Annotated in this window: 13 protein-coding genes; 11 read left to right on the top strand and 2 right to left on the bottom strand. The window is 59.4% G+C overall.

Going from position 1 to position 12,667, the window contains the following annotated elements:
- The first annotated feature begins 116 nt into the window (after positions 1–116).
- The 9 genes from CAG47_RS01390 (at position 117) to CAG47_RS01350 (ending at position 6,678) form a co-directional block, all read left to right on the top strand.
- The gene (locus CAG47_RS01390; protein ID WP_256577356.1) at positions 117–359 is read left to right on the top strand and encodes an acyl carrier protein; all 243 of its coding nucleotides are present in this window, start codon (positions 117–119) and stop codon (positions 357–359) included.
- A gap of 263 nt (positions 360–622) precedes the next feature.
- Positions 623–2,284: a winged helix-turn-helix domain-containing protein gene (locus CAG47_RS01385; RefSeq protein ID WP_085723133.1), complete on the top strand. Its 1,662-nt coding sequence runs from the start codon at positions 623–625 to the stop codon at positions 2,282–2,284.
- A 192-nt stretch (positions 2,285–2,476) separates the two neighbouring features.
- Entirely contained in the window at positions 2,477–3,649 is a 1,173-nt protein-coding gene (locus tag CAG47_RS01380; protein WP_085723132.1) for a PrgH/EprH family type III secretion apparatus protein, read from the top strand.
- Between the two features lie 10 nt (positions 3,650–3,659).
- Positions 3,660–3,920, top strand: coding sequence for a type III secretion system needle filament subunit SctF (gene sctF / locus CAG47_RS01375; RefSeq protein ID WP_085723131.1), 261 nt, complete (start codon positions 3,660–3,662; stop codon positions 3,918–3,920).
- A gap of 59 nt (positions 3,921–3,979) precedes the next feature.
- Positions 3,980–4,288 (top strand): type III secretion system inner rod subunit SctI, encoded by a 309-nt coding sequence (gene sctI, locus CAG47_RS01370; RefSeq protein WP_085723130.1) that lies wholly within the window; start codon positions 3,980–3,982, stop codon positions 4,286–4,288.
- On the top strand, positions 4,285–5,007 hold the full coding sequence (locus tag CAG47_RS01365; RefSeq protein WP_085723129.1) for an EscJ/YscJ/HrcJ family type III secretion inner membrane ring protein: 723 nt from the start codon (positions 4,285–4,287) through the stop codon (positions 5,005–5,007). The genes sctI and CAG47_RS01365 overlap by 4 nt, the downstream gene beginning before the upstream one ends.
- A complete protein-coding gene (locus CAG47_RS01360) occupies positions 4,994–5,560 on the top strand; it encodes a secretion system protein (protein WP_085723128.1) in 567 nt (188 codons plus the stop codon). The genes CAG47_RS01365 and CAG47_RS01360 overlap by 14 nt, the downstream gene beginning before the upstream one ends.
- Positions 5,532–6,251 (top strand): oxygen-regulated invasion protein OrgB, encoded by a 720-nt coding sequence (locus CAG47_RS01355; RefSeq protein WP_085723127.1) that lies wholly within the window; start codon positions 5,532–5,534, stop codon positions 6,249–6,251. The genes CAG47_RS01360 and CAG47_RS01355 overlap by 29 nt, the downstream gene beginning before the upstream one ends.
- The gene (locus CAG47_RS01350; protein ID WP_085723126.1) at positions 6,241–6,678 is read left to right on the top strand and encodes a hypothetical protein; all 438 of its coding nucleotides are present in this window, start codon (positions 6,241–6,243) and stop codon (positions 6,676–6,678) included. The genes CAG47_RS01355 and CAG47_RS01350 overlap by 11 nt, the downstream gene beginning before the upstream one ends.
- Positions 6,679–6,723: 45 nt before the next feature.
- Here the strand turns inward: CAG47_RS01350 and CAG47_RS01345 are convergent, their stop codons facing one another.
- The gene (locus CAG47_RS01345; RefSeq protein WP_085723125.1) at positions 6,724–8,052 is read right to left on the bottom strand and encodes a hypothetical protein; all 1,329 of its coding nucleotides are present in this window, start codon (positions 8,050–8,052) and stop codon (positions 6,724–6,726) included.
- 251 nt (positions 8,053–8,303) lie between these two features.
- Here CAG47_RS01345 and CAG47_RS01340 point away from each other — a divergent pair, with 251 nt between their 5' ends.
- Positions 8,304–9,323 (top strand): quinone-dependent dihydroorotate dehydrogenase, encoded by a 1,020-nt coding sequence (locus CAG47_RS01340; RefSeq protein WP_085723124.1) that lies wholly within the window; start codon positions 8,304–8,306, stop codon positions 9,321–9,323.
- 252 nt (positions 9,324–9,575) lie between these two features.
- Here CAG47_RS01340 and rmf read toward each other — a convergent pair whose 3' ends face one another.
- A complete protein-coding gene (gene rmf / locus CAG47_RS01335) occupies positions 9,576–9,791 on the bottom strand; it encodes a ribosome modulation factor (protein ID WP_003223300.1) in 216 nt (71 codons plus the stop codon).
- 530 nt (positions 9,792–10,321) lie between these two features.
- Here rmf and rlmKL point away from each other — a divergent pair.
- Entirely contained in the window at positions 10,322–12,586 is a 2,265-nt protein-coding gene (gene rlmKL, locus CAG47_RS01325; protein WP_085723123.1) for a bifunctional 23S rRNA (guanine(2069)-N(7))-methyltransferase RlmK/23S rRNA (guanine(2445)-N(2))-methyltransferase RlmL, read from the top strand.
- The last annotated feature ends 81 nt before the right edge of the window (positions 12,587–12,667 follow it).

Below are 12,667 nucleotides of genomic sequence, written 5' to 3'. Positions count from 1 at the left end.
CGAAGCTGCCGCCTGTCGGTAAAAGTGAAAAATATTCTTAATGCGGGCGTGGCACTGGCTTGTCCAGGCTGGAGTTGCGCCCGGATTTTTTGTTGGAGGGCGTAATGTCGGGTTTCATGAGTGATGATCTTGAACGTCAGGTTATACAGGTGGTGTCGGTTTATTTACGGGTTGATCGACAGACGATCAGGTCGGATTCACGGCTGGTGGAAGATTTGTGCGTTGATTCCGTGGGTGTCGTAGAGATTGTCATGTCCATCAATGAGGCGTTTGGCATCGATCTGGCGGATGTCGATGTGGCGCAGTGGCGAACGGTCGGTGACATTTGTCGTTTGGTGAGCGTGTGCAAATGCCGTTGAGCGTTTAAAAATGCTCTGTCATTTCGATTGCAATGCGTACGGGTCGATTCTGTGAGCATCGCTTTTTTTCTACGGGTCACAGATGGAGCTTGATCGTTAAAGAGAGCTTACTGCTCATGTCGTACTTTCCTACGCTATAGAGTTATCTATCCTACGGAATCATCCTACTCAAATTCCTATAGTCACGCGGCTTGTCGTCTCGAGCCTGATCTCCCGCAGGCTTGATTGCGCTTGAGTAACTTTCTATAGAGATATTTCAAAGTATGGACAGTGCAACTGATCAATCGCTGGTCAAGTCATTCGTTTTCGATCACTGGCTATTGCAAGGCGATGGAACGCTGATGCGAGACGGGGAGGGCGTCCACGTCCCACCCAAAGAGTTGAGCGTGCTGCGCCTGCTGCTGCGGTCGGCGGGCTCGGTCGTCAGCAAGGATTATTTGCTGGACCATGTGTGGCCCGAGATGGATGCCGCCGAAGAATCGTTGACCCGTTGCATTTACGCATTGCGCAAGCTGCTCAGGGAAAACAAGGACTTCATCGCGACCGTGTACGGCCAGGGCTATCGATTTGCCTGTGCGGTTGTCGAACTCGACACACCGGATCAGGCGAGGACTGTGGCGCCTTCGCTGGCTGTTCTGCCGTTGCGCAATCTGGGGGAGGCGGCAGCGCTGGACCTGCAGGATGTGATGATCCGTCAGTTGACCTTGGCGTTCGGCGAGGTATTGCACGTCATTCCTTCAGGTTTGATAGCCGCTTGTGCACAACCGGTCGATGTGCGGTCGCTGATCGGGCAGTTGTCCGCGGACTTCTGCTTGAGCGGGCGTTGCAGTGGCCCGAGCGATCAGCCGCAATGGTCGGTCGAGTTGATCCGTGGCCACGACCACGCTCTGCTGCATGGGCAGACACTGGATGCCCGTGATTCCGGGGCGGCGCTTGGGGCATTGACGTGTCTGGTTGCGCAGCGTGTTCCCGGCTTGCATCTGGTGGGTGATGCCTGCGCGTCATACCCGGCCGCGGTGGCGTACCTGCGTGGTTTGTGCTGCCTGCAGCAGCACACCCCGCAAAGTCTGCGCGATGCGCTGGTACAGTTTCGCCAGTGCCTGAAGCTCGATGCCGGGTACACACTGTCCTGGTGTGGTTTGGCGGATGCGTGGCTGGGGCAGGCAATGATCGGCCTGTGTTGTCAGGACCGGGTAATCGATGAGGCACAATCGGCGATTTCCAATGCCCTGGCCCTGGACCCTGGCAACATCCCTGCATTGACTCGCCTGGCGTTGCTCACCAGTCTGCGCGGCAGCGAACAGGCGGCCCAGGTGCTTTTCCACCGTTGTCTGCTGGCTGCCGATCAGGCTGACGTTCATTACTTTCATGCCTGGCATCACTGGTTCTGGCGGCGCAACGCGCAGGCTGCGCAAAGTATCGACAATGCTCTGCGGCATGATCCCGATTGCGTACGGGCGCAGGTCTTGCGTCTGCGCATAACGCTTGCCGCAAGTCCCGAGTCGGCCGTGCCGATGGCTCGTCGAGCCCTGCAACAAGGCACTTCGGGCAATTCGTTGCTGGCGATTCTATATCTCGCGGTGTTGGCTCATTCTGGCCAGCACGGGGCAGCCTGGGACGAACTCGAACAGGCCGGGCTCTGCGAAAGCGCAATCGGTGAACAGGGCCTGGCTGCCTGGAATGTGCTGTTCTGCGTCAATCCATTCAGTGCCCGCGACCTGTATGAGAACTGGCGCGCTCTGGTCAGGCTGCGATCCGTTGATGGTACCGCGTTGTCAGTTCGGTCCGGTTTGACAGGTGTTCCGGTGGTTGAGCCGCTCTGGAACTCCTTGCAACGAGCGCCTCATGTGCACTATCCGGCATCGACGCAGGATCATTCTGTTCGCGAGCGACCGACGCTGATCAGCGAGCAGCGTCTGGCATGACGCAGCGCAGAATCAAGTGGCTAAGGTCTGGCAGCGTTACCAGGCGTTTCCCTGGCTCGACAATGAGGGGGTCTTGAGACCAGGCGCAAGATTCTGATCCTGTGCAGGGCGCGATCGGCAGAATTCGATCATGAAGCCTGCGGCCGGACTTTCTACCATGCCCGTTCATTTCATAGCCCTGGAGCTTGAACGGTGACAGTCTTGCCGGCCCCCGACCCGCAACCTTGCGTTCTACGGATACTCAATGGTGCGCTGCAAGGTTGCGAATTCCCCCTCGGCGAAAGCACGACCCTGTTTGTGGTGGGGACTGTGGATCTGCTGGGAGAGGGAGTACTGACTGCCAGCGTCCCGGCGGATGCCATCTTCGTTCCCCTGGCGTCGGGAGGATGCAATTTTGAAGTATTGGCCGGTCAAGCCACGCCGCAAGGCCTGCCACTGCGGGTGCTCGATGAATCAATGGAAATACGCCACTGTGCTTTCCACACCCGAGTGCAGATCGGCGGCCTGCAAATCGCCTTGCGGCCTGACGACCAGCCCTGGGCACCTGAGCTTCTCGGGCTGCAACCTCGCGCTACCTGTGACGCCACCGCTGTCGTGTGGTGGCGTTCCCCTTGGTCTGGATGGGGCGCCAGCGGCCTCGCGCTGGCGGCCCTGGTCACTGCGGTCGCCTTCGGGGCGGTGCCTGGCTCTGCACCCGAAGCCGATGTTCGCGCGTTGATCACCGGCGCCAGTGACGAAGCCAGGGTGTTGAGCGCTCGTGACAATGCGATCTATGTGTTCGTGACTTCCGAACGCGATGCGGGCTGGAGTCGGCAAGTGCTGGTGCGCCACAACACGCTGAGCGGCAAGGTGCTGGTGATGGACCAGGAGCGTCGTCGGCTGGAGCAGTTGCTGGTTGACCTTGATCCACAACTGGCCTGGCACTCCATTGATCTGAAGGAACCCTCGGTACCGCGATTGTCGCTGAGTGCACAACGCAATCTGCTTACACCTCAAAAGCAGGCAAAACTGCTTGATGCACTGCTTCTGGCCGCGCCTTATGCCCAGGACATAACGGTGCACATGCAGGACGACAGCCTGCTTGTCGATCGGGCGCAAGAGGGTTTGCAGCGTCTGTCACTGGCTTTCAGCCGCATTGACCACGGGGACAGTGTCACGTTTGTCGTTGCAGGCAATTTGCAGGATTCCGAACTGGCGAACGCCCGCCGCTACATCGACAGCTTTTACCGACAGTGGGGTGATCGCTACGTGCACTTCACCGTCGAGCTCAAGGGCGACTTCCTCAAGGACAAGTCGTTCCAGACCGGCCCGCAGGGCTACATCAAGATGACCACGTCATCCTGGCATTTTCCTACACAACACTAAAAGGTGACTCATGGCCGACATTGCTATCCCCATCGACTTTGCCGATGACTTTCTCGGGCGTCAGGCCGAGGCATTCGAAAACGGTGCATCCAAACTCAAGGACGCATTGGACAAAGCGCTGGATGACTTGAAGAAAGATGCGTCGGATCCGGGCCTGCTGGCGGCGTATCAGGCCGCGTTCTCGTCCTACACAGTGTTTCGCAACGCTCAGACCAACACGATCAAGGGCTTCAAGGATATCGACATGGCGATTATCCAGGCAGCTCGCTGACGCTTCCTTTCCGACTGGCCATTGGTACGCGTCAATGGCCATTTTCATGAGTGCATTGCATGGCTATTCAAAACATTTCTCTGTCTGGCATCGGTCGGTCGGCCTTCACGGAGTTGCGCGGCCCCCACGAAGGCCCGGTCGTATCCCTTGAGTCCCGGTTGATCGAAGCGTTTGCCGGTTCCGCGGTCAATAGCGAGCAGGACGTTTCCGCCATCAATCAGATGCTGCAGCGGCCGGACATCACCAATCCCGAAGTACTGGCCCAGTTACAGGAGCTGACCGGGCAATACAACGTGGACATCAATTTGCTTAACGTACTGGTCCGCAAGGCGGTAGGCACTGCCGAAACCCTGCTGCGTGCCTCATGAAGCCAGGCGTTTTGCTGATGCTCTTGTGCCTGGTGCTGTCGGGGTGTCGCCAACCCAATCTGCTCGAAGGACTGGATCAGCAGCAGGCCAACGAAGTGCTTTCGGTGCTGCAGCGCAATAACATCGCTGCGGTGAAAGTCGACGCCGGCAAATCCGGCTATGCGGTGAAAATCGATCAGGTCGATTTCTCCGCGGCGGTCGATTTGCTCAACCTCTATTCCTTGCCTTCGCGGCCACGCCTGCAAGTGGCGCAGATGTTTCCTGCCGACTCGTTGGTGGCCTCGCCCCGGGCCGAAAAAGCCCGGCTTTATTCGGCGCTGGAGCAGCGCATCGAACAGTCGCTGGGGGTGCTCGAAGGTGTGGTGTCGGCGCGGGTGCATGTCAGTTACGACCTGGAGGCGGGCGAAGGCGGGCGCAATAAACCGCCTGTCCACCTCTCGGCAGTGGCGATCCATGAACTCGACGTCGATCCGCAATTGCTCATCACCGACATCAAGCGTTTTCTCAAGAACAGTTTTGCGGCGGTCGAGTACGAGAACATCTCGGTCGTGTTGTCGAAACGCTCCCCGACTCAACATGTCGCGCCGTCCGTGGCCGCCACACAAGGGCATTCGCACTGGATCTGGTGGTTGTCCGCGGTGAGCGGATTGTTGTTGGCCAGTGGCGCCGCCTGGGCTTACCGTCAATCAAGCGCAAGGCAGCGTAATGTCCCACGCTGAATGTTTATCGCAGATTCTCGCCGAGCCCCTGAGCTATCTGCATCCGCAGCGCCTGTCTTTGCCGGAGCAATTTGCCGGGCCTGAGGCACGAGGTCTGCTCAACCGAATACTGCTCGAGGGTCTTGAACAATCGCGGGCATCGCCTGTGGCGCCGCTGACGGCCGTGGCGCAGCAATGGGTTCGCCATTGGCGCCAGTTACCTTACATCGCAAGGCTGATGGGCGCTTATCGCTTGATGCCCGAGCTGGCGCGAGGCGCGACGTTGCTTCACCTGCCATTGCCTCTGCGGCGGTTCGCCGGTTGCAGCCTGGGTGCTCGATGCGCCCTGCCGATCGGGAGTTCGCCTGTTTCGATAGAGCAGGTCGAAGCGGCCGGCCTCAATGCGTTATGGAGTTGGTGCGAGCAGGTACCGCCAGTCTTGCTCGAACGCCTGCCCCTGCAATTTTCCGAACCGGTTGTTCGCCTGCACCGGCAGTGGCCGGTCTCGCCACCCGATACAGCACTTTTCTTTTTGGCGGTGCAACATGCTCGACGCTATCCGAACCCTGACTGACCTTCCCGCGACGAGCGATGTGCATCTGTCCCGCGAAGACATCGCCGCCGCACGCCGGCGTCGCGCGTTGCAGCAACAGGCTCAGCGTTGGGCCCGTGATTGCGTCGAGCAGGCTCGACGTGACGCCGAAGCGGTTCACGCCCATGCCTTTTCGCAAGGCTATGCCGACGGCATCTTGCGCGCTATCGAGCATCTGGCCAGCGGCTTGCTGGCGTCGCAGGCGTTGGGGCAGCAATTGCGCAGCAACCTCGCGCAGTCCGCTCGCGATTTGCTCGCAGACGCGCTGAAGCGTCCCGAATGGCTGGACGAAATGCTCGAGCGTTGGCTGACGGCACAACCGACCGGCACGGGCGCCGTGTTGCAAGTGCTGCTGCCAATGCATTGTCGACCGCAGGGCCATGCACTTCGCGAGCGCTTGAGCAGGCTCTGGTCCGGCGAACTGGTCCTCGACTATCACCCACAGGAGCGCTATGTGGCGCGGCTTGCGGATCAACTGCTGGAGTTCGATCTGGAAACCACGAGGCAACGCCTGGAGCCGCGCTTGCTGGCATGCGTGGCGAACCTGCCGGAGTCGGTTCGCGCTCTGGACCGGGCTTCCATGCAGGCACTCACGGAGCTGTATTCGAGCTTTGCTGAACGCTCGGCCGATTGCACTGAAACTGCCCCGACCGAGGATTGCCATGAAGATTGAAAGCGGTATGAGTCTGCGCACCGCTGAGTGCGGAGAGCGCGCAACGGTCGAATCGCTTGAGTCGCGTTTGCTTGCTGCCAGTCAGGAACACACTGGCAGCAAGCGCCCGGACCCCGAGTTCGAGCGTCTGTATCAACATCTGTTGACGATGGAAGGGCAAGGAAAGAATGCCATCCATGAATACCTCCGCTCGCTGCGGGGGGCGGATGGCGAATCACCTGCTTACCCCACTGCCAAGGCGTTGATGGCGGTCACCCTGCAGGTTCTGGTTCGATTGAAGGACGAGAAGCTGGAAGGTTCGCTGCTCTACAAGGAAGTCAGCGGTGTGAATTCCCTGGCGTTCAGCATGGATCTTTTCGTCAAGGACTTCATGCGGGATGTGTTCCAGCCGATGGGGGACGAGGCTTGGGAGACGCGTGAGTGGTGAGGCCAGGATTGCGTCCAGCCTGAATGGCTGGACGCATGTGATTGTTTACACCGTTGTAGTTTCCACAGGTTTGTTGCCCGCATGGGCGAATACGAAACCTGGGTACCCGACAAAAGCGACTAAAGCTACCATGCCGTTGACAGCATGATTGGTGACGGCGGGGGGCAGGCCCAGACTGGAAAAAAATGTTCCCGTGGATATCGCGGCGGCCATGATCGTTTGACCGAACGACGTTCGCATTGCCGCGGTGGTCAGTATCCCGTCGGCCACTTGTGAGGCGTTGGGATTATGCGTAGAGCCGAATTTGATCCGATAACCTTCAGGTGCTTTTTCACCTTGCAAGGCATGCATCAGTTCGCCACCCAATACTTGGTCAAGTATTTCAACCAGAGCATTGAAAGCCCCCCTCAATAAATCGTGCGGCAGAAAGGGCATCAGGGATTTGACGATCTCTTCGGCGACAGACCTGGCATATCCGGCACCTGAGTTGGGCGCAGTCGTGTCCATGGCTGTTCCGGCAAGGTATTGGAGCCCCCCGTAAAGTGCTCCCGTGGCCGCCACACCGCCGGCTGTGGGATGCGCGTTGTTAGTTGTATTGTTGAACAATTGAACGATGTCGCGGACATAGGTGTAGAAGGCCATTTGCGGGCCGGATGAGGCGAGCGCCGAAAGGGCCTGCGGTGCTGCCAGTGCCATGCCGACCGCGGTCATCGACAGTGTAAAGGTGGCGAGACGGGACAAACGGGTGTCGGCATTCGCCGTGCCGTTCCATTCGTCTCTGACGGCGCCGAGGATGTTCAGTGCCGGGCCGATCATCAGGGAGAGACCGCCTATGACATTTCGAGTCAATAAGCTGGCAGCGTTGGACTGCATGCCTTTTTCAATGGCGAACCCCAGCAATTGTCTGATCGTCGTGAGGGTGCCTACGATCAAACCGGTGTGAAGCGTGGAGATCGTCAGGTTGCTGGCCAGTCGTCCAAGGTCGCCTTCAAATTCGTTGCGTCCCAACTTGCCCAGAAGCTCACCCAGAGAGTCAACGATGATCTGGGCGCGTTGCACGGTCGTTAGGGTGACATCGTACAGCCCCGCATTTTTCAGCAGACTTATGAAGACTTCGCTTATTGATCCAGGTGGTGCATTTGCCTCCGCGCGGCTGACGTCACCCCCCAGCATATCGATGACAGTCTGTTGCAGCGCTGCGGATTCGACAGGCAGATCTTGGGACATCTCGTTTACTACGACTTGCAGATGCTGCTCGTAATTTATGAGTACGGGGCCTATCTCCTGCATTTCGATTGTTACGTGGCCTACCGGTAATTGTGCGCCCAGCTCGTTGGCGAACTCTCGAGACGATACCGATTGTTCGATGTCCACTATCGTGTGGTCCTTGCGCGGCACGTCAGGCCCGGAACACGACGGGGAGGAAGGGGGTAAAACGGGTTGGGATCCTATGAGAGGTGAATACATTTTGATTCCTGTCATGACGAAGGGGTGTACTGAAGTCGTCGGATCATTGGTCTCCTCAGCCGTTGCGACTACCAGAAAACGCTCCTGCTTTCTCGCGCATCCCCTCCACCCCGGCTATAATCCCCGCCACTTTTCGCCGCCCTGAGTCCAACCCGCCCATGTACACCCTGGCCCGTCAGCTGTTGTTCAAACTTTCCCCGGAAACCTCCCACGATCTGTCCCTGGACCTGATCGGCGCGGGTGGGCGTCTTGGGCTCAACGGCTTGCTGTGCAAGGCCCCGGCGAAGATGCCGGTGAATGTCATGGGGCTGGACTTCCCGAATCCGGTGGGACTGGCCGCTGGCCTGGACAAGAATGGCGCGGCCATCGACGGTTTCGCCCAACTGGGTTTCGGCTTTGTCGAAATCGGCACCATCACCCCGCGTCCGCAGCCGGGCAACCCGAAACCACGCCTGTTCCGTTTGCCGGAAGCCGAGGCGATCATCAATCGCATGGGCTTCAACAACCTCGGCGTCGATTACCTTCTGGCCCGCGTGGCGGCCGCCAAGTACAAGGGCGTGCTGGGCATCAACATCGGCAAGAACTTCGATACACCGGTCGAGCGCGCCGTGGATGACTACCTGATCTGCCTGGACAAGGTTTACGCCCACGCCAGCTATGTGACGGTCAACGTCAGCTCGCCGAACACGCCGGGCCTGCGCAGCCTGCAATTCGGAGATTCGCTCAAGCAGTTGCTGGCCGACCTGGCCGAGCGCCGCGCCGAGCTGGCCTTGCGTCATGGCAAGCATGTACCGCTGGCGATCAAGATCGCGCCGGACATGAGCGACGAAGAGACCGCACAGGTTGCGCAAGCGCTGATCGAAACCGGAATGGATGCGGTCATCGCCACCAACACCACCCTGAGCCGCGTAGGCGTCGAAGGCATGGAGCACGGTGACGAGGCCGGCGGCCTGTCCGGTGCTCCGGTTCGCGACAAGAGCACCCACACCGTGACTGTATTGGCATCGGAACTGGGCGGTCGCCTGCCGATCATCGCTGCCGGTGGCATTACCGAAGGCAAGCACGCGGCGGAGAAAATTGCCGCGGGCGCGAGCCTGGTGCAAATCTATTCTGGCTTCATCTACAAAGGCCCGGCGCTGATTCGTGAATCGGTAGACGCCATTGCAGCGCTACGCTGATCCCCCTGTAGGAGCGGGTGCCCGCTTGCGGCATGCTCGCGATGGCGGTGTGTCAGGCAGCATGGAAGTTGGGTGTGCCGGCCTCATCGCGAGCATGCTCGCTCCTACAGAGAATTGTCATGGGCCAATGAGCAGGCATAAAAAAGGGCTCCTTGAAGGAGCCCCTGGGCCGGAGCCCGCGGTCCGGATGGGACACGCATGGTTAATTCAGTACAAAATCAGATTGTCGTGTCGGAGTGTTGTGCCCTGTAATTAGCCGACGGCGTGAAGTTCGTTGAGTCTGTGGATTCCCGCAGTGCCGGTCATACCGTCCCAGTTGTCGCCGCGTCCTTCTCGCCAGCCGTTGATCCAGGCTTGACGTACCGACGGTAGAGTAAATGGGCAAAGCTCACGGGATTTACCACCAACGCCATATTGATATCCGCGCAAAAATGCTCTTTCCAACGGATCACGCTTAAGTCTTCTCATAGGGTGTAGCCCTCACTTGTTGACTGTATTTATCGCGTCGACCTCTATCAGAGGTCTGGCAGAAAAACTCTGCCGTTGGGGCTCGTTGCCGGCGTGACGAGCCAAGGTGTTGGCGTCATTGTGGCGCCAACCTGTATTGAGTTCTAACCAATGCGTCACATCGAGGGAATGATCGTTTTGTCATAAGGACGTAACTATTGATGTGCTAAGGCCATAAGTAACAGAGTGTTTTTAGCGTATTTATTGGCCAAACCCCGGTATGATCGGCCCTGCACTGAATGATGGGCTTAATCCCTTAGTGAGAATGGCTCCCGTTGGCGGGAAGCACTATTCGACGAAGGGTCGAGTTATGACATTTTATTGCATCAACTTTTTTATCTGTCCTTGCATCTAAGCTCATTTGACCCGGGCAGCAGGGGTGGAACGGCACACTTTCGTGCCACGCGGGCGCTCTTCGAGAAAAGCGCCTGATTGAAAACCGGACCGGCAATGCGTTGCCCGGTCGCTCAGCCAAAGGTTCTGGAATTCCCATGTCCGATCGTTTCGAACTCTTCCTCACTTGCCCAAAAGGCCTTGAAGGCCTGCTCATCGAGGAAGCCGTCGGGCTTGGCCTTGAGGAAGCGCGGGAACACACCTCTGCCGTGCGCGGCATGGCCACCATGGAAACCGCTTATCGCCTGTGCCTGTGGTCGCGCCTGGCCAACCGTGTGCTGCTGGTGCTCAAGCGCTTCCCGATGAAGAACGCCGAAGACCTGTACCACGGCGTGCTGGACATCGACTGGGAAGACCACATGCTCAATGACGGCACCCTGGCCGTCGAATTCAGTGGTCATGGCTCGGGTATCGACAACACTCACTTCGGTGCGCTGAAGGTCAAGGACGCCATCGTCGACAAACTGCGTACCCCGCAAGGCGCTCGTCCGTCCATCGACAAGCTCAACCCGGACCTGCGTATCCACCTGCGCCTGGACCGTGGCGAAGCCATTCTGTCCCTCGACCTGTCCGGTCACAGCCTGCACCAGCGCGGCTATCGCCTGCAGCAAGGTGCGGCACCGCTGAAGGAAAACCTCGCGGCCGCCATCCTGATCCGTTCCGGCTGGCCACGTATCGCGGCCGAAGGCGGCGCCCTGGCCGACCCGATGTGCGGCGTGGGTACTTTCCTCGTCGAAGCAGCGATGATCGCCGCCGATATCGCGCCGAACCTGCGTCGCGAGCAGTGGGGCTTCACCGCCTGGCTCGGGCATGTACCGGCGCTGTGGAAAAAACTCCATGAAGAAGCGTCCGAACGCGCCGCGGCCGGTCTGGCCAGGCCGCCACTGTGGATTCGCGGTTACGAAGCCGACCCGCGCCTGATTCAACCGGGCCGCAACAACGTCGAGCGTGCCGGGCTGAGCGAGTGGATCAAGATCTACCAGGGCGAGGTCGCGACCTTCGAGCCGCGTCCGGACCAGAACCAGAAAGGCCTGGTGATCTGCAACCCTCCGTACGGCGAGCGCCTGGGCGACGAGGCGAGCCTGCTCTATCTCTACCAGAACCTCGGCGAACGCCTGCGTCAGGCCTGCCTGAACTGGGAAGCGGCGGTGTTCACCGGCGCGCCGGACCTGGGCAAGCGCATGGGCATTCGCAGCCACAAGCAGTATTCGTTCTGGAACGGCGCCTTGCCGTGCAAGCTGCTGCTGATCAAGGTGCTGCCGGACCAGTTCGTCACCGGCGAGCGCCGTACCCCGGAGCAGCGCCAGGTCGAGCGTGAACAAGCCGCTTATGATCAGGCGCCAAACGAGCCTCAGGAACGCAAGTTCAACAAGAACGGCAACCCGATCAAGCCGGCACCGGCTCCGGTGATCGAGCAACCGCGCCTGAGCGAAGGCGGGCAGATGTTCGCCAACCGCCTGCAAAAGAACCTCAAGACCCTGGGCAAGTGGGTCAAGCGTGAAGGCGTCGACTGTTACCGCGTCTACGATGCCGACATGCCGGAATACTCCATGGCCATCGACCTGTATCACGATTGGGTCCATGTTCAGGAGTACGCTGCACCAAAATCCATCGACCCGGAAAAAGCCTCGGCCCGCATGTTCGATGCCCTGGCGGCGATTCCGCAGGCGTTGAACATCGACAAGAGTCGTGTGGTGGTCAAGCGACGCGAGCGTCAGAGCGGTACCAAGCAGTACGAGCGTCAGGCGGCGCAGGGCAAGTTCGTCGAGGTCAATGAAGGTGGCGTGAAGCTGCTGGTGAACCTCACCGACTATCTCGACACCGGCCTGTTCCTCGACCATCGGCCGATGCGCATGCGTATCCAGAAGGAGGCGGCCGGCAAACGCTTCCTCAATCTGTTCTGCTACACCGCGACGGCCAGTGTGCATGCGGCCAGGGGCGGTGCGCGCAGCACCACCAGTGTCGACCTGTCGAAAACCTATCTGGACTGGGCGCGGCGCAACCTGTCGCTGAACGGTTTTTCCGACAAGAACCGCCTGGAGCAGGGCGATGTAATGGCGTGGCTGGAAGCCAGTCGCGACGAGTACGACCTGATCTTCATCGACCCGCCGACGTTCTCCAACTCCAAGCGCATGGAAGGCGTGTTCGACGTGCAGCGCGATCAGGTGCAACTGATCGACCTGGCCATGGCGCGTCTGGCACCGGGGGGGGTGTTGTACTTCTCCAACAACTTCCGCAAGTTCGAACTGGAGGCCAACCTCGGCGAGCGCTATGCGGTCGAAGAAATCACCGCCCAGACCATCGATGCGGATTTTGCCCGCAACGCGAAGATTCATCGCGCCTGGAAAATCACGGCTCGTTGATACTTGGAATCCTGTAGGAGCGAGCACGCTCGCGATGGTGGACGCTACACCGCGGGGCATCAGGTTCCCCGCGTTGTCGTT

The organism is Pseudomonas sp. R37(2017) (assembly GCF_002113375.1).
GTDB lineage: Bacteria > Pseudomonadota > Gammaproteobacteria > Pseudomonadales > Pseudomonadaceae > Aquipseudomonas.
This window is presented reverse-complemented; position numbering and strand designations above follow the sequence as displayed.